The following is a 19,849-nucleotide window of genomic DNA, read 5'->3' on the forward strand; positions in this document are numbered from 1 at the left end:
CTCACCGGGTCGCCCACCCGTCCCGGAGTTTCCTGAGCAGAGAGGCTCATCAGCCATGCCCATCCGCAGCACAGCCATGCCCGCACGCAGGACAGTCCTCAGGAGATCGGCGGCGATATCCGTCGCGCTGACCATGGCGCTCACCGCGACCGCCTGCGGCGAGTCCGGCGCCGGCGGCGACGGCAGGACGACCATCACCCTCGGCTACTACGCGGAGGCCGGCGGCCCGGCCGACGGCACCATGCGCAAGCTGGTGAAGGAGTTCGAGAAGGCCAACCCGACGATTCGCGTGAAGATCGAGTCGGCCGACTACGACAAGTTCCACACCCGCCTGCGCACCCAGCTCGCGGGCCGCAAGGCCCCGGACGTATGGCTGTCGGACGGCGTGCTCGTCCAGGAGTTCGCGGGTCGCGGCAGTCTGCGCGACCTCAGCGCGTACGCGGCGAAGCTGAACCCCGACGACTACCTCGGCGTCGACCTCATCAAGAAGGGCGACCCGAAGGGGCGCCTCTTCGGATTCCCCCAAGGCGCCCAGTCCACCGCGCTGTTCTACAACAAGAAGCTGTTCGCCGAGGCCGGGGTCGAGGAGCCGACCGCCGACTGGACGTACGACGATCTGCTCGCCGCGGCCCGGAAGCTGACCAAGGACACCAATAGCGACGGTAAGCCGGACGTCTACGGCTTCCGTTCCTACTCGCCGAGCTTCGTCGAGAGCTGGTGGCCGATGGTCAAGGCGTTCGGCGGTGAGGTGCTCGGCGAGGACGGCAAGGTCGCGATCGACAGTCCGCAGAGCCGCCAGGCCTTCGACTGGATGCTCAGGACGATGTACGAGGAGAAGGTCGCCCCCGACCCGGTGACCACCGAGGCGCTCGGCAAGTCCCAGTCCCTGTTTCCCAGCAGCGTGGTGGCGATGCAGTTCGGCATCTACGCCCGGATCCAGACCGCGAACCAGGGCAAGGTCGACTTCGGGGTCGCACCTCTGCCCAAGGGGCCCACGGGTGAACGCGGCGATCTCGCCAACATCAACGCCTGGGTGATCAACCGGGCCGCTCCCGGCGCCCGCGCCGACGCCGCCTGGAAGTGGATCGAGTACTTCTCCGGAGAGAAGCCGCAGGCCGCCTGGACCGATATCGGCGAGGCGATCCCGATCAACACGAAGGTGACGCGGACGCCCGCGTTCCTCAGCCCCAAGACCCCGCCCGCGGACCGCAAGGTGTTCCTGGACTCCCTTGCGAGCGCCGACGACCTGGGACTCAACCCGGTGTGGAGCGAATACACCGCAGCGATCAGCGAGGCCGTCACGGCCGCGCTGTCCAAGGAGTCCTCCGTCCCCGACGCGCTCAAGACGGGACAGAGCGACGCGCAGAGCGCCATCGACCGTTTCCGGCCCGCCGGATGACGCCGGTCACCACCGCTTCACGACGTGGGCGTGCGGCGGTGGATCCACCCAAGGTGCACCCGCCGAAACCGAGTCGCCCGGGCGGAGCGAAGCGCACCGCGCGGCGCGTCGAACGCCGCTGGGCGCTGCTGTTCGCCACCCCGTATCTGGCCCACCTGGTACTCCTGACCGCGTGGCCGGTCCTCGCCCTGGCCTATCTCGGCTTCACCGACTACGACACCGTCTCCTCACCACGCTGGACCGGACTCGACAACTACACCCGCCTCCTCAGGGACGAGGCGTTCTGGACGAGCCTACTGAACACCGGCTACTTCGCCCTGATCTTCGTACCGCTGCAGACCGTCCTCGCGCTGGCCCTCGCGGTCGGCCTGAACCAGAAGCTGCGGGCCATGCCGCTGCTTCGCGGCGCGTACTTCGTGCCCGTCGTGTCCTCCTGGGTCGTGATGGCCTACGTCGCCGACGCCGTGTTCAATCCCCGCCTCGGCAGCGCCAATGCGGTCCTCGGCTGGTTCGCCATCGACCCGCTGAACTGGCTGGACAGCCCGGTCCTCGTGATCCCGACGCTGGCGCTGATCGCGGTGTGGAAGGGCGCCGGCTACATGATGGTGCTGTTCCTCGCGGCCCTGCAGGCCATCCCGCAGGAACGCTACGAGGCCGCCCGGGTCGACGGGGCGGGCGCCTGGGGGAGGTTCCGGCACATCACCGTGCCGGGTGTCTCCGGCACCACGTTCCTCGTCCTGGTCCTGTCCACCATCACCACCCTGCAGGCCTTCGAGCAGGTCTTCGTGATGACCGGCGGCGGCCCGGGCGACGCCAGCGAACTGACCGTCCTCTACATGTACCGGCAGGGCTTCGAGTACTTCCACATGGGATACGCGGCGGCGATCGCCTGGGTGCTGTTCGCGGTGATCCTGCTGCTCACCCTGGTCCAACTGCGCCTGCAGAAGCGGTGGGTGCACTATGCCTGAGACCGTCCTCGCACGTCCCCTCGCCGCCCGGCCCCGTCCACGGGTCCGGTACGGCAGGATCGCCGCCTATCTGTTCGTCGGGGCCGGCGCGCTCCTGATGGTGCTGCCGTTCTTCGCCGCACTGTTCAACTCGCTGAAATCGCACGCCCAGTACATCCAGGTACCACCGGTCGTGCTGCCGGATCCGCCGCAGTGGTCCAACTACACCGAGGTGTGGGACCGGGTGCCCTTCGGCCGCTACGCACTCAACAGCCTCGTCATCGCCGTCGCGGCGACCGTCGGCAATGTGCTGAGCAGCGCGATGGTCGGGCACGCCCTGGCCCGGATGCGGCTGCCCGCACGCGGGGCGCTCCTGACCGCGGCCCTGGGCACGCTGATGCTGCCCACCGTGGTCACGATCATCCCGTCGTTCCTGATGTTCCGGGAGTTCGGCTGGCTGGACACCTTCCTGCCGCTGATCCTGCCGTTCTGGCTGGCCACGCCGTTCGGGATCTTCCTGATGCGGCAGTCGTTCCTGGCGATCCCGCCGGACTTCCAGGAGGCGGCCACGCTCGACGGCGCAGGACCCTGGCGGATCTTCACCCGTATCCATCTGCCGCTGGTCAAACCGGCGTTGGCGACCCTGAGCGTGTTCACCTTCATGGCCTCCTGGGGCGCCGTGCTCGAACCGACGGTGTATCTGACCTCCCCGGAAAAGCTGACGCTGCCGCTGGGCGTGATGGGCCTGCGGGGCCAGTTCGTCGGCAACGACCAGCTGGTGACCGCCGCCGCCCTGATGTCGCTCGTGCCGATCCTCGTCCTCTTCGTCGTCGCACAGCGCTATTTCGTACGCGGTGCGATGTCGGCCGGGGTCAAGGGGTGAGGCACCGCCGGCCCGCGCCCGCTGAGCAACCCGGGCAACCGGCAGCCCCGTCACGCACTGCACGCAACTCTCCCGCACCACACACAAGGAGTCTTCGGTGGAAACGAACGAGTCCGGCTTCCGGCTCGGCCTCATCGGCACGGGCATCGTCGGCGCCCTCCACATCCAGGCGGCGCAGGCGCTGCCGGGCGTCACGGTGGCCGCGGTCTGCGATATCGACGCGGACGCCGCCGGCCGGATGGCACAGGAGGCGGGCGCCGTCGCGTACACCTCGCACGAGGAGATGCTCGCCGCCGAAGCGCTCGACGGTGTGGTGATCACCGCACCGCACGCGCTGCACGCCGGAATGACCCTGGCCGCCGCCGCGGCCGGAGTGCACGTCCTGGTCGAGAAACCGATGGCCACGTCGGTCGAGGACTGCACGGCGATGATCGACGCCTGTGAGGCGGCGGGTGTGGTCCTGGCCGTCGGGCACGTGGTGCGGTTCGGCGCGCTCGCACGCCGTGCCGAAGAGGTGCTGCGCTCGGGCGAGTTGGGGCCGGTGCGCGCGATCTCCCAACGGCGCACCTCCCACTACGCCAAGGGCTCGCGCCCGGAGTGGTTCTTCGACCCGGGCCTGGCGGGCGGCGGCATCGTGATGAATGTCGGCACCCACGGCCTCGACCGCATCCAGTGGCTGGGCGGCAGCAGCGTGCAGACGGTGCACGCCCACACCTGGAGCCACGGCGACCTGCTCATCGAGACCGATGCGATGGGCTTCGTCGGCCTCACCAACGGCGTGAAGGCCATCTTCCAGTTCACCAGTGCCGGACTGCCCTACATCGACGAGACGGTGGTGCAGTGCGAGCGCGGCGCTCTGCGCTGGTCGGCACCCGAGGGCCTCTGGGTCAGCCGCGGCGGCAAGGAAACACCGCTCGCCGCCGGTGCCGAAGAGCCCGTCGACGCCTTCGCCGCGCAGCTCGCGGACTTCACCGAGGCCTGCCGCTCCGGACGTCCGCCGCGCGTGGACGGTGCCTACGGGCGCTCGGTCGTCGCCGCGGTCCGTGCCGTCTACGACTCGGCAAGCAGTGGCCAGCCGGAGTCCGTGGCCGGCGATCTGCTGCGCAGCGGCCGATGAGGCGGCCGGCATTCAGCACCCTCGGCTGCCCGGGTGCGCCCGTACGGGAGGTCGTCGCGCTGGCCCGCCGGCACAGCTGCGGCGGTGTCGAACTGCGGTGCGCGGACGGCGAGATCCTGACGCCCGATGCCACCGAGGGTGCGGCCGCGCGCGTGGGGCGGCAGTTCGCGGACGAAGGCGTCGAGGTCATGTGCCTGGCCTCGTACATACAGGTCGGTGCGGCCGACGCGGGCACGGCCGAGGCCCTGCGCCGCCACCTGCGGCTGGCACGCGCCGTCGGCGCCCCGTGTCTACGGGTGTTCGGCGGCGATCCGGGCGACCCCGACACCACCGCCCGCGCCGCCGAACGGCTCGCCCGGGCGGCCGAGGACGCCGCCGAGGCGCAGGTACGGATTCTCCTGGAGACCCACGACGCCTTCCTCACCGGGCGCGCGGTGGCCGACGTGCTGCGGCGCGCGGGCAAGTCCCCGCACCTGGGCGCGCTTTGGGACGTGGTCAACCCGTGGCGCGCCGGCGAATCCCTGGCCGACACCGCCGCCGCGCTGGCCGGCCGCCTTGTCCACGTACAGCTCAAGGACGTGGCCTCCCCGCACGACCTGGCCCCCGTCCTGCCGTCGTCGGGCGCGGTGCCGCTCGCCGCGCTGTGCCGACTGCTCGACGAGACCGGCTACAGCGGCTGGCTCTCCCTCGAATGGGAGGCCGCCTGGTACCCGCGGGCGGCGCCGCTCGACCAGGCGCTCGCCGCGTTCCGCGCCTTGCTGCGGGACGTGGACCGCCTGCCGGCCGCCCCGACCCAGTCCCTGCACCGACCCATCGAATCGAGGAATCCGTGAACCGCAGAAGACTGACCCTGACCGCCGCCATGGCCGTGGCGCTGCTCGCCCCCGCGGCGCTGTATCCGCAGCTCGCGTCCGGCACCACCGCGGACGCCGTGGGAAAGCCCGGCACCTATCTGACCAACTCCTTCGAGCGCCCAGCCGCCGGCGGTCCGTACACGCTCGACGAGTGGGCGAAGGAAGGGTTCACCGCGCCCTGGCAGGAGGGCATGGACACCCGGACCCTGGTCGACGACTCCGAGCCGGCGCGCAGCGGCGACAAGTCGCTGCGGGTTCTCTACCCGCAGGGCAAGATCGGCCCGGCGGACTCGGGAGCGCAGGCTCCGTTCAAGCTGGCCAAGGCGCGCCAGTACTACGTGTCCCAGTGGGTGAAGTTCGACAAGAACTTCAGCTGGGGGACCGTCTACAACGCGGGCAAGGTCGGCATCGGTCTCGCGGGCGGTGCCTCCTGCTCCGGCGGACAGGTCTGCGACGGCACCAACGGGTTCAGCTCGCGCTTCATCTGGCGGCTCAGCACGGGTGAAGCGGCGCTGTACTACTACCACATGGGCCATGAAGGCCAGTACGGCGACTACGTCACGCTGCAGCAGGACGGCAAGACGGTGCACTGGCCCAAGGGGGAGTGGGTCAACGTCGTCCAGCGTGTCCGGGTCAACACCGTCACCGACGGCCAGGCGAATCCCGACGGCGAGATCGAGGTCTTCTTCAACGGCAAGTCCGCCGCCAAGGTGACCGGCCTGCGCTTCGTCACCAATGACGACCAGGTCGACCGTGCCTACTTCTCCAGCTTCGCCGGCGGCGCCACGTGGGAGTTCGCGCCGCAGCACGACAGCTACATCTGGTACGACGACATCACGATCTCCACGAACCGGGCGGACATCCCCGAGCTCAAGGGCCGCCCCTGACCGCCCCGTTCGCCGGGCGGGAGAGCAGGCGCCTCACCTGACGTGCTGCCCGGGGCAGTTCACGTATCCCTCCCGCCCGGCCACTCGTCGTGAGAGGAGGCCGGCGCACCACCGCACCGTTCCTGCAGTGGTCACAGCATCCGAATCGGAGTGATCCATGAGAACCACGCTGCTCAGAAAGGCACTACTGCTCGCCACGCTCCTCGCCACCCTGGCCGCCGGCACCGCTTCGGCCGAAGACCTCGCTCCGTCCCGTGTCCCGGCCGGTGACGCCGCCGCCTCGGCTGCCCTGCGCTACAACACCTTCGAACGCCCCGAACGGGGCAGCGCGTACGACCTCGGCCAGTGGTCCCAGGACGGCTGGTACGCCCCCTGGGAGGAGGGCATGAGCACGCGCACCTGGATCGACGGCTACAACTTCCATCACTCGGGCGGGAAATCCCTGCGTGTCTTCTACCCGAAGGGCAAGATCGGCCCGGCCGAATCGGGCGCCCAAGCACCCCTGCAGCTCGCGCCCGGCCGCGAGTACTACCTCTCGTACTGGGTGCGCTTCTCCAGCGACTTCAGCTGGGGCGCCACCGAGTACGCCGGGAAGGTCGGCATCGGGCTCGCAGGCGGTGCCTCGTGCTCCGGCGGGCAGGTCTGCGACGGCTACAACGGCTTCAGCTCGCGGATGATCTGGCGCTCCGGCGGCAAGGCGGCGATTTACTACTACCACATGGGTCACGAGGGCCAGTACGGCGACTACGTGGACCTGAAGAACGCCGCAGGGAGCGTCATCAACTACCCGCGCGGCCAATGGATCAACCTGGTCCAGCGCCTCAAGGTCAACACCGTCAGCGGCGGCGACGCCAACCCCGACGGCGAGATCGACATCTGGTACAACGGCGCCCCGGCCGCTTCCGTCCGTGGACTGCGGTTCGTCCGCAACGGCGACTTGGTTGACCGTGCCTACTTCTCCTCCTTCTTCGGCGGCGCCACCCCATCCTTCGCGCCGACGAGCGACTCGTACATCTGGTACGACGACTTGAAGGTCTCCACCCGGCGGTCGGATGTGTGCGAACTCGCGTCCGGGGGCTGCCACCAGCGCAGCTTCCAGGCCGAGGACTACTCGGTCATGAAGGGCGTCACCAAGAAGACGACGACCGACACCGGGGGAGGGCAGACGGTCGGCAGCTTCGACAGCACGGACTGGATCGCCTTCCAGAACGTCATCGTCCCCAAGACCGGGCGCTACCTCGTCGAATACCGTGTCGCCTCACCGAACAACGGCGGCACGCTCTCCCTCGACCTCGGCGGCGGAGCCACCCCGCTCGGCAACGTCTCCGTCCCCAACTCTGGCGGCTACGACAACTACCGCACCATCTCCCGCGAGGTGGAACTCCCCGCGGGAACCCACCAGTTCGGCCTCTACGCGGTAACCGGCGGCTTCGACCTCAACTGGTGGAAACTCACTCAGATCTCCTGACGATCCCCACACCATGACGGGGGCTCTCCGGGCAGTTGCTGCCTGGAGGGCCCCTCAGGTCACCCCACTGGGAGGAACGAGTGCCGTCCCCGCACCAGCCCACAAGGGGCGGCTCGACGCGTTGCACCGGACTCCGCTGCACCCGCCTCTTCCACCCCGACCCCACGGACAGCGATGACGCCTCCGGCTGCAACATGGCGGCATCGTGACCGGGCTTATGAGGCTCCCTGAACTTCCCCACCCAACGCTTCTGAGCATGGCCAGAGTTGCTCACCTGGATTCCCCACCCGTGAGCTTCAAGGCCGTGAGACAGCATCGTCCGGAAGTCCCGCAATGATGGCCGCGACGGCCTCTGCCGCACTGTCCAGCTCTTGGAGCCGTCCGTCGGAGAATCGCACCTGGTAGCCGCCATTTCTGAGCGGCATGGCCGCCGGCAGGTCATGGCAGATGGGCGGCGCGGCCCGGCGGCTGAAAGTGACCCAGTACATGCTCCGCCCTGGCGACAGGACCCGAAGCCGCTCCTGTTCGAAGGCGGCCTCGACGAGCTCGTGGAGCGCAGTGTCCGGCTTGCGCGCGGCGGACTCGCGTAGCCGGCGCCATCGCACTGGAATAGCGTCTCCACGCTCATGGGCCTCGGCCAGCTCCCAGGTCCGCAGGAAAGGCCACTGGGTGACGAGTCCCTGGACCCCGGGATCCTGCAGCCACGCATGCAACGCCCCGACAAGCACGGACAAGTCCGGGGTGCTGCCGGTGGCCATGTGGACATCGTTGTTCCAGCAGTCGACGACGAAGCTGCGCTCGCTCCGTGCCATCAGTACGTTCGCCGAGTGGCCGTCGGCTTCCACCCGTGCGGCCACCTGGCGCCAGCCTGGTGAAGATGTCAGCTCGACCGCAAGCCCGAATCCTGCAAGATCGGCCTCCGCCTGCAGGGCATTCTGCAAGGATCCCGCCCGGACGACCTCGGGGTACAGCGTCAGGTACTCGTGCATGGGATCGTTTGGCGCTGCGTCGCCGACGAGTTGGTCAGACATACGAGCGAGTCTGCCAGGCTGGCGCATTGGCATCCCCTCTGCCTACGTTCGTAGCCCCTGCCCGGTCCGCTGAAGACCAGAACCCGGCAGCGAAGAGCGGGACCGGGGAAATTTCGAGATCCGGCTCAGGGCCGCCGTAACCGTGCTCCCCGCCCTGTACAAGGTGAGTTCCCTCCCGCCCGTGAGCCTCAAAACCGCGACACAGGCACGGCGCAGCTTGGGAACCCGGTAACGGCACCGAACCCGCGAGGGCCGCGACATATACCCCGCCCGGTGACTACATCGGGGACAGCACCCGGGCCGAGATCGTCTACGCGCGGGCGCTGGGCAAGCCCGTGCGGTTCACGCATCCCGAAGTCGACCCGGGTGTCTGACCGATCTGTTCAGTGCTTCGAATCCGTGAGTTGCTCGAACCGCGCCGCGTCCACGTCCAGCATGTGCTGGGCCTTACCCAGGGCGATGGAGCTGTACGTGCCCGTGGAGCGTGCCTTGCGGAGCTCTTCGGCCTGGACCGCGAGCACGCGCAGGCGCAGCTCGAGGAACTGATCGCGGGCCTCGGCGCCGAACTTGCGCCGCGAGTCGTCCCCGATCGCCCGTCGCACGTCCAGACGGGCGTCCCTGCGGACGACGTCGATCAGCTGCTGCGGATACGGCTGCCCCGCATCGTCGGTCAGTGCGGGGTCCTCGAGCAGCTCGGTGGCGGATGCGGCCAGCGTGTTGATAAGGCGTACCCCTTCGTCGCGCAGTTGCTTCGGATCGTCCGGGGGGATCTCGACCTTGCGGATCAGCGCCGGCAGCGTCAGGCCCTGCAGGAGCAGCGTGGTCGCGGCCACCACGAAGGCGATCAGGATCAGCTGGGCGCGGTCCGGAGTGTCCTCGGGCAGGGTCTGCGCGGCCGCCACGGTGATGGCTCCGCGCATGCCGGCCCAGCCGAGGATCAGGCCGCCGCGCGCGCCGAAGTACTGGTTCACCGTGAACTCGATGTCGGCGGAGCGCTTGGTCACCCGTTGCTTGAAGCGCTCGACCTTCTTCTCCGGCAGTCCGCGCACCCGTTCGGCGAACTGCGGATCGTCGTCGGGGTTCTCGAGGCGCTGCTGCAGCGCGTCGAGGCGCTCCTTCGACTGGGCGGCCTTCTCCACGTCCCGCCGCATCCCGCCCACCAGCGGCACGATGAAGAGCAGCCGCGCGAGCATGACGAACGCCGCGGCCACCAGGCCGATGAGCAGCGCGCGCGTGACGCTCAGATCCTCCGCGCGCACCTCGTCCACGAGGGTTTTCACGCTAAGACCCATCAGCAGGAACATCCCGCTCTCCAGGAGGAACGCCGCCGTGTGCCAGTTCGTCGACTCGGCGATCCGGTCGTTCGCCCGCAGATACCGCGGACTCAGGTGCCCCGTGGCCAGGCCCGCGATCACGACGGCGAGGACACCTGAGGCGTGCAGCTCCTCGGCGGGCAGATAGGCGATGAACGGCACGACGAACGAGATCGCCGTGTTGAGCACCGCGTCATTGAGCAGGGCCCGCACCCGTACGTTCACCACGCCCACCACCACGCCGACGGCGACCGCCACCACCACCGCGTACAGGAACTCGCCGATCGTGGCCCACAGCGAGAAGGAGCCGGCGAACGCGGCGACGGAGGTGCGCAGGAGGACCAGCGCCGAGGCGTCGTTGACCAGGCCTTCGCCTTCGAGGACGGTGAGCAGCCGGTGCGGCAGCCCGAGCCGTTTGCCCACGGACGTGGCCGCGACGGCGTCGGTCGGGCTGATCACCGCGCCGAGCGCGAACGCGGCCGGCCAGCCGATCTCCGGCAGCAGCCAGTGGAACAGCACACCGGCCCCCAGCGTCGACAACGCCACCAACGTGACGGCCAGTCCGCTGATGGCCTGCAGATCGCGCCGGAAATCGGTGACGGGCATGTTCACCGCGGCCGAGTAAAGCAGCGGCGGCAGAACCCCGGCGAGGATCAATTCGGGTTCGACGCCGGGATGCGGTACGCCCGGGATGAAGCTGAGGCCGATCCCGACCACCACCAGGCTGAGCGGTGCCGCGAGTCCGAGCCGTTCGGAGAACGCCGCGACCACGACGATGCTGATCACGCCGAGCACGGCGACAAGAGTGAACTCCATGGTCAGCCGTGCACCTTCGCAGCCGCCCCGGCCACCGACTCCACATAGCGCGCGGGCAGTTGCACGAGCCGCGGATGCAGTACGGGGAGCAGTGTGTCGATTTCGGCCACCGTACGGTGCGCGGCCTTGGCCACGGACAGGACCGCCTCGCGCACCTCGTCGGCGAAGACGAGATTGCCCTTCGTATCGCCTTGAACGGCGCGGACCAGCGCGAAGTCCGGGGTGAGCGCGGGCACCGGACCGAACTCGTCGTCACCGAAGAACATCGCCCGCGAACCGTCCTCGGCCGGCTGCCCATGGGTGCCGACCGGGCCCAGGAAGGTGGGTGTGCCCGCCGCGCTCGCCTGCAGCCGCTGCCTGAGCAGGGCGGGCGCCACGTACTCCGCCGTCACTCCTTCGAGCAGGCCGCCCGGAGCCTCGCTGTCCACGATCAGCCGCGTCACCTGGCCGCTGCCGAGCCATGTGCGCAGGTGCTCGGTGGCGCGGGCCGCGCCGGGGCAGACCACGGTGAATCCCCTGGCGGGCAGGGCGCTCAGCGCCGCCACGAGGCTGCCGGGAAAGGCGGCGCCGGATGGGTCGGGCAGGACCAGGGTGCTGCCCGAGGGGATCGAGGAGACAGCCGCGGACGCGGTGACCAGTTTGTCCATGGCCGGATTCTGCGCGACGTGCGCCCGTGACGTGGCCAAGGCCACGGCCGATTTCGTATTTCGATCTGTCCTACCCATGGCCCCTTGAAGGCTTCTGGTGCATCCTCCGCCCAGCCGGAGAGATCGGCTTGATCGACACGAGCGAACACAGCGCCACCGACCAGCGAACAGCAGCGCCCGGGCACCGCCCGTGGAGCGTGATCGATTCGGGAGGGCTCCTCATGGAGTTCGGAATCTTCCTCAACGGGTTCATCCCTGGCATGGCGGCCCACCACCGCCCGTCGGAACACCTCGCCCTGATGCGGGAGTTGGACATCGCGATCAAGGCGGACAAGCACAACTGGAAGTACGTCTGGTTCGGTGAGCATCACTCACTGACGGAGTACAGCCACATGTCCGCACCCGAGGTCGCGATGGGCTATGTCGCCGCCCGTACCGAGCGCATCCACCTCGGCACCGGCATCAACAGCCTTTCGCCCCGCAAGGAGCACCCGGTGCGCTATGCGGAGCGCGCCGCGATGCTGGACCACATCACCGAAGGACGCTTCGAATGGGGGACGGGCCGAGGCGCGGGCAGCCATGAGCTGAAGTCCTTCAACATCATGGACCCCTCGTCCACCAAGGCCGAGTGGGACGAGGTCGCTCCCGAGATCGTGCGGATGTGGGAGCAGTACGACTACGAGTTCCACGGCGAGCACTTCACGGTGCCCACGCCGCACAACATCCTGCCGAAGCCGTACGGGCACTCGCACCCCCCGATCTGGATGGCCTGCGGCAACCCGCCGTCCTTCGCCAAGGCGGGCTCGCTGGGCATCGGTGCGATCGCCTTCAACTTCGAGCCGATCTTCGAACTGAAGGGTCGTATCGACCAGTACAAGGAGGCGGCCGCCGACCCGAAGCAGATACTCGGCGACTTCCAGAACAACAACGTGATGATGACGAACACCGTCATCTGCCTCAACGACCGCAAGCGGGCCCGTGAGATCGCCATGCACGCCGGTCTGGGATACCTGATCACGCTGGTGAACCTGTACCACGACACCATGCCCAAGTCGATGGACGAGCGGACCTGGCCGACCCCGCCGATCGCCTTCAGCGACCTCGGCGGCGACGAGATCCTCGACGAGATCATCAAGGCCGGCCTGATGCTCTGCGGCACCCCCGACGAGGTCTGCGAGCAGGTGGCCGCGTACCAGACGGTCGGCTGCGACCAGCTGGTCTTCGGCATGACCGGCGGCATGACCTTCGACGAGCACCTCGAGATGATCGAGCTCTTCGGCGACAAGGTGATCCCCGAGTTCGACTCCAACCCGGAGCACTCCACGTCGATCTACCGCCGCAACGCGGCAGGACCGAAGTACCCCTCGCACAACAACCCGGTCCCCGAGGACCTCAAGCACACGGTGCTCCCGCCGAGTGCGATCCTGCCGCTGGAGTCCTGAACGCCGGAGCCCTCGCCGACTGAACCGCCTGCTCAGGTACGGCTGTTGCGTGCACGCCCTCTTGTTGCGCACGGGCATCACTGGTTGACTCCGCGCCGCCAGCTGATGCCCGTACCGCCGAAGGACGTGCCATGGAACTCACCCGCAGACGGCTGATGTCCGCCCTCTCGGCGGCCGGACTGCTCGCGGTCCTTCCCGCGCGCCAGGCAGGCGCCGCCGTAAGGAGCGCACGCGTGGCCGAGGGGAGTGCGCGGCTGCTCGCGAACACGGTCGCGGTGTTCGCGGGCACCGCCGAAACCAACGCCCGTCCGGAGGCCGCCGCCAAGCTCGCCGCGATGGTGGCGACGGCGAAGGCCGGCCTGAAGTCCATGGACCAGGCGGGCCCCGGCGAACTCTTCGCCGGGCTCGCGCTCGGCACCAACGACGCCAACCTCAACACCGCCTACCGGCAGCTCTACGAGATAGCCCTGGCCACGCGTGCTCCCGGCAGCGAGCTCCTCGACGACGCGGCCGTGCAGCGGCGCGTGCTCGACGGCCTGGTCTGGCTGCACGAGCGGTACTACGGCGACCAGTCGAAGGGCTACTACGGCAACTGGTTCCACTGGGAGATCGGCATCTCCCAGTCCGTCACCAAGACGCTGGTGCTGCTCGCGGACTCCCTCGCCGGCCACCCGGACCTGCTCACCATGTACGTCGCGTCGATGGACGCCTATCTGCGCAACGGCCTCGACGGCGACGTGAACCTGGACTCCCGCTTCCACACGGGCGCCAACCTGGCCGACATCACCACCAACCGCATCCTGCAAGGCGCGCTCCTGGGCGACGAGAACCGCATCCGCAAGGCCCTGACCGACCAGCTGACCGTGTTCGTCACCATCGACCCGTACCACCTGCAGCACAACGTCACCGACGGGCACTATGCGGACGGTTCGTTCATCCAGCACGGCTCGGTCGCGTACACGGGCTCGTACGGCAAGGGGCTGCTCACCCGGGTCGTGCAGACGCTGAAGATCCTGGACGGCTCGGGCTTCGCGCACGGCGAGGAGCTGGTGCCGACGGTCTTCTCCTGGGTGCGTGACGGTTTCGCGCCGCTCATCTTCGAAGGCTGGATGATGGAGATCGTCAAGGGGCGCGCGGTCTCCCGCACTGCCAGCGGGTACGCGGACGTGACCGTGATCGTCGAAGCGGTCGTCGACCTCGCCTCGCTGGCACCGCAGGCCGAGGCGAAGGCGCTGCGGCAGTACGTGAAGTACCTCCGCACCACGTCCAAGGCGCCGCTCGATCCGGCGGCCTTCGTCTCCCCGGTCAGCGTGGTGCGGTACGCGGACATCATGGCGGACAGCGCACTGACCCCGGCCGACCTCGGCCCCGCGGCCCGCAGCGTCGCCTTCAACGCGATGGACAAGACCGTGCACCGCAGGCCCGGCTACGCCTTCGCGCTGGCGCGCTCGTCCTCGCGCATCAGCAAGTACGAGTACATGAGCGGCGAGAACCTGATGCCCTGGTTCCAGGGCGAGGGCGCGCACTACGTCTATCTCGCCGGCCAGGACCAGACCGAGGCCTTCGGCGTCGACTACTACACGACCGTCTCGCCGTACGGCCTGGCCGGGGTCACCGCTCCGGTCGAACAGCGGCGTACGGTCCCGGAGTTGTACGGGAAGCCGTACTACGACAATCCGGGCCACCCGCTGAACTTCACGCCCTCGTCGGAATCGCAGAACGCCTACGTCTACTTCCCGCGCGGCCTCGCCGACCACTCCGGGGGCGTCGTGCTCGGCGCTTACGGGGCGGTGGCGATGGTGCAGTCCAGTGATGTGGGCGTACGGGACCGGGAGTTGCTGCCCGCGGATTTCGTCGTCTACCGCAACGCGACGGCCACCAAGTCGTGGTTCCTGTTCGACGAGGAGATCGTGGTGCTCGCGGCGGGCGTCGGCGGGGGAGAGGGGCGCGCGGCGACGACGACGGTGGACGCGCGCACGGCACGCTCCGGCGAAGCGGTGACGGTCACGGGCGGACGCCGCGACGGTGAGCCCTTCACGGGGCCGGGGGAGGCGGAACTCTCCTGGCTGCGCTGGGCGAACGGCACCCGCGGCAGCGCGGTCGGCTATGTGTTCCTGCAGGGCGGCCCCGTGCGTGTCGGACTGGAAAATGTGACGCGCAGTCGGCGTGTCGTCCGTACATCCAATCCCGACACGCCCGTCACACGCTCGGTCTTCTCGGCGACGTACGACCACGCGGCCGGAACCGAACCGGCCGTGCTGGCCTACATGTTGCTGCCGGGCGCCTCCGATGCCGCCCTGCGCTCGTACCCGGAGCGAGGCCCTGTACGGATCCTGTCGAACTCGCCGAACCTGCAGGCCGTGGAGCACACAGGCCTGCATCTGATCGGCCTCAACTCCTTTGCGCAGGGCCGTCATCGGGCTGCCGGTGTCGGCGTGGACGGTCCCGCCTCGGTGCTCGTCCGGCGGCACGGCCGCGGCCGTACGTCGATCGCGGTGGCGGACCCGACGACGCGGCGCAGCACCGTCTCGGTGATCCTGTACGGTCGCCGGCTCCGCCTCGGCGAGGGCGACGAGGCGGTCCGCGTCAGCCCGGTGCCGGGCGGCACCCGCGTGGACGTCGATGTCCACCAGGCCTACGGCCGGAGCTTCACGGCGACGCTGCTGGATTGAGCAGGCGGCGGGTGTCGCCGAGGGCGGCGATCTGCCGGTTGTGGAACCAGTCGTCCTCGCGGAGCGTCGTGATGCTGCCGGCGGGCGCCCGGAAGCTGACGTAACCGGTCGCTTCGTACGGCATCCCGATCCATGCCGCGAGGACGAAGGTCAGGGTTCCGCCGTGGGTCACGACGATCTGCTGCCGGGCGGGCCTTCGCAGGATGTCCTCGGTCGCCTCGTACACCCTCCGCACCCACTGGGCCTTGGTCTGCGCGCCCTCGATCCCTTCGTCGTGTTCCAGGCGTTCGCCGGCGGCGGGCGGCGGCACGAACCGCCGGTCGAGCCACTCCTGCGGCCGGCCGCCCGCCTCCCCGTACGACTTCTCCCGCAGCCGCGGGTCGTGCACGACCGCCACCCCGAACGCTTCGGACGGTGCCCATGGGGGCCTTTCCGGCGGGGGTCTCAAGGTTGAGGCGGGGTCTCTGGGTTGCGGAGGAGCCGGGCCTGCGTCAGAGGCCCAGAGCCACCGGATGCTCCGGCACGCCATGCGTGAGCAGGGCGGTCAGGGGAGTGACCAGGTCACGTGGGGCGAAGACGCCGGGGCCGCGGTGGCCGGCGATCTCCTGGACGGTCCACCAGCGGAATTCCGCGATTCCCTCGGCGGCCAGCTGCTCCGCGGTGAAGCTGCCGGACGCGTCGAACGGGTGGGTGCGGACGAGGAAGTAGTCCTGGAGCGCCCCGTCGTACCCGGGGTCGTGACCCGTCGAGACGACCGTGCGACGCCATACGTGCGCAGGCTCGTGGTCGAGCTTCAGGCCGACCTCTTCGAGCAGCTCGCGGCGCAGCGCCTCGCGCACGGTTTCCCCGGGCTCGACGCCACCGCCGGGCGTCGCCCACACCACCCAGTCCGGGTTGTCGAAACGGCACAGGAGGATCCGGTCGTCGGGGTCGAGGATGACGCCGCGCGCGGAGTGACGAAGATGCAACTGAGACATCGCCAAACCCTATCGGGACCTGACAACTCGTCGGCGGGACCACCTTTCGCGGACAGCGGCCGAACGTTCCGTACCTCTGCTCCGTCCAAGCGGTGAACACCAGGAGATGCGGGAAACGGGGGAGCGGAATGCGTTCTGGCAGAGGGATTGCGGCCGTCGTGGCGGGGATCGTCGTGCTGTGCGGCTGCGGTGGCGTGGACGTGTCGGAAGGCCTGGTCACCGAGGCCGCAAGCTCCGCGTCGCCTTCGTACGACGGACCGTTGAAGGCGCCCACGCCCGACTGGGTCGAGGAGGACAGCCCGCTGGAGGGCGGGGGCGCGGCGCTGCTCACCCTGGAGTGCTCCGGGGATCCGCTCCAGGCGGGGGCCGCCCACGACTTGGGGAGCACCGTGAGCCAGGAGACGCCCGAAGCCGCGCTGCAGAAGCATCTGGACGACAACCAGTTCTGGAAGATCGCCCCACAGCGCGGCTACCGCGTCGAGAAGCGGGAGGACGAGCGTGTGCTGTTCTCGTACGACATCGACGGCCGCACCCGAGTCGGAATGATCACCGCCGAAGGTCTTGAGGGCAAGGACGGCTGGACCGTCGAGACCTTCGCGCTGTGCGACCCGTCGGAGTACGCGGAGCGCGAGCGCGCCGACCTCGACATGAAGGTGTGGTCCGACGCACAGGGGCGCGCGGTGGACACCCGCAAGGTGCACAGCGCGATGGGCCCCGAGCACTGCGACTGGCAGTCGGCCGAGTTCCTCACTCTGGGAGAGGGGAGGGACGCGCCGTCCTACTACCGCGACCCCGAAGGCGCGCTGGCGGGCATCGACCGGCTCCACTTCCCCTACGACGGCGATACGCGGCTGCCGTCCGACGCGGTCGACACCGGCTGGCGCCAGGACGGGCGCGAACTGTGGCTGGCCGCGGACAAGAAGAGCGCCTATGTACGGGTGGACGGCGGAACGGTGGAGCGCTGGTCCGGCAGCAGCGAACGGATCCTCTGCATGTGACCGGCCCGCACCCGGCCGGGGGACGGTGTACGGCCAACCGTGGGCGTGTGTTCCATCGTTCGGGGGGCCCGAGGTGCGGGCTTCGGCGTGTTGCGTTCGGCTGGACGTGGCACCCGCAAGCGGCGGGCTGCCGCACGAGGTGCCAACGCTGTGACTCGGTCAGTCCGGGGGCAAAGGGCACAGGACTGAGACGAGGTACGCCATGTACGCAAGAACTCTGGCCGCCGGAACGCTCCTTGCCGGAGCCGCACTCGCCCTGGCCGCCCCGGCGGCCCACGCGGTCGAGGCCGGCGCGGTCGCCGTGACGCCGAGCAGCGCGGCCCCCGGCCAGTCCGTACGGATCGGCGCGTCCGGCTGCGGCAGCGCCAACCCCAGTGCGCAGGCGCGCGCCTACTCGGACGCTTTCGCGACCGCGTCCCTTTCAGCCGTCGGCAGCGCCGGCGAGGTCGCCGGCACCTCGACCGTGTTCACCGGTGCCAAGGCCGGCACCTACACCGTCACGGTCGTGTGCGACATCTCCAACCCCTCGCAGCAGAAGTACACGGGTTCCTTCACGGTGACCGGCTCCTCCACCACCCCGCAGGGCGTACGCGGCGGTCTCGGCGGCTCCTTCGAGGACGCAGGCCCCGGCACCATCGCGGCGGGCTCGGCCCTGGTCGCGGTGGGCCTCGGCGCCACGGCGTACACGGTGCGCCGCCGCATGCAGCGGTCCTCCTGATCCGTCCGTCGGCCCCGCGTCCCGGTGCTCCGCCCGGGCGCGGGGTCGCGGCATGCCGTCACCACTGCCGGTGGACGGTCGCCTTGCCACCGGTCACCAGGCTTGCGGGCGGGACGTCATCGGCGACGACCGCGCCGGCGGCGACCACGGCGTCACGGCCGATGCTGACCCCGGGCAGGATCGTGGCACCGGCGCCGATCCACACGTTCTCCGCGACGTCGATGGGCGCACCGGGGAGATACAGCCGACGCTCCTCGGGATCGACCGGGTGTCCGCCGGTGATGAAGGTGACCTTCGGGCCGATCATCACGCGCTCGCCGATCCGGATGCCGGCCTAGTCCAGGAACGTGCAGTTCTGATTGATGAAGACCCGTTCGCCGAGGACGAGGTTGAGGCCGTGGTCGGTGAAGAAGGGCGGATAGATGGTGACTCTCGGCGGCAGAGGCTTGCCGAGGATCTGTTCGAACAGTGCCGTCTTCCCTGCCTCGTCGTCGAACGGCAGGACGTTCAGGCGGGAAGTGAGCTCGGTGACCCGTATGACCCTCTCGGCCATGGCCTGGAACTCGGCGCTGCGGATGCGCATGAGACGGTCGCTGGGCATGCCACGAACCTTTCTGTGTACCGGCGACGGCACCCTATGCGAAGGCCGGCCGCGCCGACTGACGTGGCATCGATGATCTAGAGCAGCAGCAGGGTCTTGCCCAACGCGGTGCGATTCTCGATTGCGGCGTGTGCGTCGGCGGCCCGTTCCAGGGGGTAGGTCCGGCCGATGAGCGGACGTACGAGCCCGCTCGCCGCCTGCGTCATGATCTGCCGGGCCCAGCGCGGAACGTGCGGGCGGAATCCGAAGAGCTGCTCGATGCCGAGGACCTCCACACCTCTGGCCCGCGCATCCGCGGGATCGATGACCGTCGCTTCGCCGCTCGCGGCCCCGTGCACCGAGAAGCGTCCGCCCCGGGCCGTCACCTCGAAAGCGGCCCGCCCGATCCCGCCACCCACGCCGTCGAAGACCACGTCGGGGCCCTTGCCTCCGGTCACTTCGAGCACCTGCTCGGTCCAGTCGGCTGCGGAGTAGTCGACCGCAGCGTCGGCTCCCAACTCCCGTATCGCGTCCAGCTTCTGCCGGCCGCGGGCGGCGCCGATCACCCGCGCGCCCGCGGCCTGGGCGAGCTGCACCAGGAGGCTGCCCACACCGCCGGCCGCCGCTTCGACCAACACCCACTGGCCACGGTCCAGTGGGGCATGTTCGACCAGGCCCTGCGCCGTACTGCCGTCGCTGTACAGCGCGACGGCCTCGGGCAGACCCAGGCCGTCCGGTACCGGGAACAGGTCCGTGACCGAAGCCGCCGCCCGCTCGGCGAAGCCGCCCGTGTCCCCGGTGCCCGCGATGACACGCCGCCCGAGCCAGGCCGCGTCCACCCCCGGCCCCAGTCCGCTCACCCGACCCGCCACCAACCCGCCCGGTACGTACGGCAGTCGGGGCGGTTCGTGCCAGGGGTCGGTGCCACGCCGGATTTGTGTCTCGACGAAGGTCATCCCGGCCACTTCCACCTCGACCACGACCTGATCCGGTCCGGTTACGGGATCAGGGGCGTACCCCATGACCAGCTCCTCGGGCCCTCCGAAACGGTGCACCTGGACGACTCGCATCGCGCCTCCCCTGTTGTCTGTCGGCCGGTT

17 protein-coding genes and 1 pseudogene are annotated in these 19,849 nt (G+C 69.4%); 11 read left to right on the forward strand and 7 right to left on the reverse strand.

Annotated features, from left to right (window positions below):
- Nucleotides 1–55 precede the first annotated feature (55 nt).
- The 7 genes from H9Y04_RS21550 (at nucleotide 56) to H9Y04_RS21580 (ending at nucleotide 7,555) form a co-directional block, all read left to right on the forward strand.
- Complete coding sequence (locus H9Y04_RS21550) at nucleotides 56–1,399, forward strand: ABC transporter substrate-binding protein (RefSeq protein WP_187815580.1); 1,344 nt, start codon at nucleotides 56–58, stop codon at nucleotides 1,397–1,399.
- Nucleotides 1,400–1,437: 38 nt separating this feature from the next.
- Nucleotides 1,438–2,367 (forward strand): carbohydrate ABC transporter permease, encoded by a 930-nt coding sequence (locus H9Y04_RS47530; protein WP_187815581.1) that lies wholly within the window; start codon nucleotides 1,438–1,440, stop codon nucleotides 2,365–2,367.
- Nucleotides 2,360–3,229, forward strand: coding sequence for a carbohydrate ABC transporter permease (locus H9Y04_RS21560; RefSeq protein ID WP_187815582.1), 870 nt, complete (start codon nucleotides 2,360–2,362; stop codon nucleotides 3,227–3,229). Before H9Y04_RS47530 ends, H9Y04_RS21560 begins: the two co-directional genes overlap by 8 nt.
- A 97-nt stretch (nucleotides 3,230–3,326) precedes the next feature.
- The gene (locus tag H9Y04_RS21565; RefSeq protein WP_187815583.1) at nucleotides 3,327–4,346 is read left to right on the forward strand and encodes a Gfo/Idh/MocA family protein; all 1,020 of its coding nucleotides are present in this window, start codon (nucleotides 3,327–3,329) and stop codon (nucleotides 4,344–4,346) included.
- A complete protein-coding gene (locus tag H9Y04_RS21570; RefSeq protein WP_187815584.1) occupies nucleotides 4,343–5,179 on the forward strand; it encodes a sugar phosphate isomerase/epimerase family protein in 837 nt (278 codons plus the stop codon). The genes H9Y04_RS21565 and H9Y04_RS21570 overlap by 4 nt, the downstream gene beginning before the upstream one ends.
- Nucleotides 5,176–6,087: a polysaccharide lyase gene (locus H9Y04_RS21575; RefSeq protein ID WP_187815585.1), complete on the forward strand. Its 912-nt coding sequence runs from the start codon at nucleotides 5,176–5,178 to the stop codon at nucleotides 6,085–6,087. Before H9Y04_RS21570 ends, H9Y04_RS21575 begins: the two co-directional genes overlap by 4 nt.
- Before the next feature lie 157 nt (nucleotides 6,088–6,244).
- Nucleotides 6,245–7,555 (forward strand): carbohydrate-binding protein, encoded by a 1,311-nt coding sequence (locus tag H9Y04_RS21580; protein ID WP_187815586.1) that lies wholly within the window; start codon nucleotides 6,245–6,247, stop codon nucleotides 7,553–7,555.
- Nucleotides 7,556–7,851: 296 nt separating this feature from the next.
- Here the strand turns inward: H9Y04_RS21580 and H9Y04_RS21585 are convergent, their stop codons facing one another.
- The 3 genes from H9Y04_RS21585 to H9Y04_RS21595 all read right to left on the reverse strand — a co-directional run bounded on the left by H9Y04_RS21585 (nucleotide 7,852) and on the right by H9Y04_RS21595 (nucleotide 11,362).
- Nucleotides 7,852–8,586: a DUF6193 family natural product biosynthesis protein gene (locus H9Y04_RS21585; RefSeq protein ID WP_187815587.1), complete on the reverse strand. Its 735-nt coding sequence runs from the start codon at nucleotides 8,584–8,586 to the stop codon at nucleotides 7,852–7,854.
- Between the two features lie 383 nt (nucleotides 8,587–8,969).
- Nucleotides 8,970–10,715: a cation:proton antiporter gene (locus tag H9Y04_RS21590; RefSeq protein ID WP_187815588.1), complete on the reverse strand. Its 1,746-nt coding sequence runs from the start codon at nucleotides 10,713–10,715 to the stop codon at nucleotides 8,970–8,972.
- A gap of 2 nt (nucleotides 10,716–10,717) precedes the next feature.
- Nucleotides 10,718–11,362: a CoA-transferase gene (locus H9Y04_RS21595; protein ID WP_187815589.1), complete on the reverse strand. Its 645-nt coding sequence runs from the start codon at nucleotides 11,360–11,362 to the stop codon at nucleotides 10,718–10,720.
- 221 nt (nucleotides 11,363–11,583) lie between these two features.
- Between H9Y04_RS21595 and H9Y04_RS21600 the strand changes: the two genes are divergently transcribed.
- Nucleotides 11,584–12,804 (forward strand): LLM class flavin-dependent oxidoreductase, encoded by a 1,221-nt coding sequence (locus tag H9Y04_RS21600; RefSeq protein WP_187815590.1) that lies wholly within the window; start codon nucleotides 11,584–11,586, stop codon nucleotides 12,802–12,804.
- A 131-nt stretch (nucleotides 12,805–12,935) separates the two neighbouring features.
- On the forward strand, nucleotides 12,936–15,476 hold the full coding sequence (locus tag H9Y04_RS21605) for a polysaccharide lyase family 8 super-sandwich domain-containing protein (protein ID WP_187815591.1): 2,541 nt from the start codon (nucleotides 12,936–12,938) through the stop codon (nucleotides 15,474–15,476).
- Here the strand turns inward: H9Y04_RS21605 and H9Y04_RS21610 are convergent.
- A complete protein-coding gene (locus tag H9Y04_RS21610; protein WP_187815592.1) occupies nucleotides 15,454–16,005 on the reverse strand; it encodes a histidine phosphatase family protein in 552 nt (183 codons plus the stop codon). The two genes, H9Y04_RS21605 and H9Y04_RS21610, sit on opposite strands and share 23 nt — an antisense overlap.
- Entirely contained in the window at nucleotides 15,968–16,453 is a 486-nt protein-coding gene (locus H9Y04_RS21615) for an NUDIX hydrolase (protein ID WP_187815593.1), read from the reverse strand. Before H9Y04_RS21615 ends, H9Y04_RS21610 begins: the two co-directional genes overlap by 38 nt.
- 128 nt (nucleotides 16,454–16,581) lie before the next feature.
- Here H9Y04_RS21615 and H9Y04_RS21620 point away from each other — a divergent pair, with 128 nt between their 5' ends.
- Complete coding sequence (locus tag H9Y04_RS21620) at nucleotides 16,582–17,451, forward strand: hypothetical protein (protein WP_187815594.1); 870 nt, start codon at nucleotides 16,582–16,584, stop codon at nucleotides 17,449–17,451.
- Between the two features lie 202 nt (nucleotides 17,452–17,653).
- On the forward strand, nucleotides 17,654–18,169 hold the full coding sequence (locus H9Y04_RS21625) for a hypothetical protein (RefSeq protein ID WP_187815595.1): 516 nt from the start codon (nucleotides 17,654–17,656) through the stop codon (nucleotides 18,167–18,169).
- Between the two features lie 58 nt (nucleotides 18,170–18,227).
- On the opposite strand, the pseudogene H9Y04_RS21630 reads toward H9Y04_RS21625, so the two are convergent.
- Together H9Y04_RS21630 and H9Y04_RS21635 are read right to left on the reverse strand one after the other, a co-directional pair.
- Nucleotides 18,228–18,770, reverse strand: a pseudogene (locus H9Y04_RS21630) (DapH/DapD/GlmU-related protein).
- A 77-nt stretch (nucleotides 18,771–18,847) separates the two neighbouring features.
- Complete coding sequence (locus H9Y04_RS21635; RefSeq protein WP_187815596.1) at nucleotides 18,848–19,819, reverse strand: zinc-binding dehydrogenase; 972 nt, start codon at nucleotides 19,817–19,819, stop codon at nucleotides 18,848–18,850.
- Nucleotides 19,820–19,849 lie beyond the last annotated feature (30 nt).

Source organism: Streptomyces polyasparticus (genome assembly GCF_014493765.1).
In the GTDB taxonomy this organism is placed as follows: Bacteria; Actinomycetota; Actinomycetes; order Streptomycetales; family Streptomycetaceae; genus Streptomyces; species Streptomyces polyasparticus.

Bases quoted from the DNA above. Each gene is read 5' to 3' on its own strand.
- H9Y04_RS21580 (WP_187815586.1), top strand. From the start codon at position 6,245: ATGAGAACCACGCTGCTCAGAAAGGCACTACTGCTCGCCACGCTCCTC.
- H9Y04_RS21610 (WP_187815592.1), bottom strand. From the start codon at position 16,005: ATGGCGTGCCGGAGCATCCGGTGGCTCTGGGCCTCTGACGCAGGCCCG.
- H9Y04_RS21585 (WP_187815587.1), bottom strand. From the start codon at position 8,586: ATGTCTGACCAACTCGTCGGCGACGCAGCGCCAAACGATCCCATGCAC.
- H9Y04_RS21620 (WP_187815594.1), top strand. From the start codon at position 16,582: ATGCGTTCTGGCAGAGGGATTGCGGCCGTCGTGGCGGGGATCGTCGTG.
- H9Y04_RS21605 (WP_187815591.1), top strand. From the start codon at position 12,936: ATGGAACTCACCCGCAGACGGCTGATGTCCGCCCTCTCGGCGGCCGGA.
- H9Y04_RS21590 (WP_187815588.1), bottom strand. From the start codon at position 10,715: ATGGAGTTCACTCTTGTCGCCGTGCTCGGCGTGATCAGCATCGTCGTG.
- H9Y04_RS21570 (WP_187815584.1), top strand. From the start codon at position 4,343: ATGAGGCGGCCGGCATTCAGCACCCTCGGCTGCCCGGGTGCGCCCGTA.
- H9Y04_RS21560 (WP_187815582.1), top strand. From the start codon at position 2,360: ATGCCTGAGACCGTCCTCGCACGTCCCCTCGCCGCCCGGCCCCGTCCA.
- H9Y04_RS21615 (WP_187815593.1), bottom strand. From the start codon at position 16,453: ATGTCTCAGTTGCATCTTCGTCACTCCGCGCGCGGCGTCATCCTCGAC.
- H9Y04_RS21595 (WP_187815589.1), bottom strand. From the start codon at position 11,362: ATGGACAAACTGGTCACCGCGTCCGCGGCTGTCTCCTCGATCCCCTCG.
- H9Y04_RS21550 (WP_187815580.1), top strand. From the start codon at position 56: ATGCCCATCCGCAGCACAGCCATGCCCGCACGCAGGACAGTCCTCAGG.
- H9Y04_RS21625 (WP_187815595.1), top strand. From the start codon at position 17,654: ATGTACGCAAGAACTCTGGCCGCCGGAACGCTCCTTGCCGGAGCCGCA.
- H9Y04_RS21635 (WP_187815596.1), bottom strand. From the start codon at position 19,819: ATGCGAGTCGTCCAGGTGCACCGTTTCGGAGGGCCCGAGGAGCTGGTC.
- H9Y04_RS21600 (WP_187815590.1), top strand. From the start codon at position 11,584: ATGGAGTTCGGAATCTTCCTCAACGGGTTCATCCCTGGCATGGCGGCC.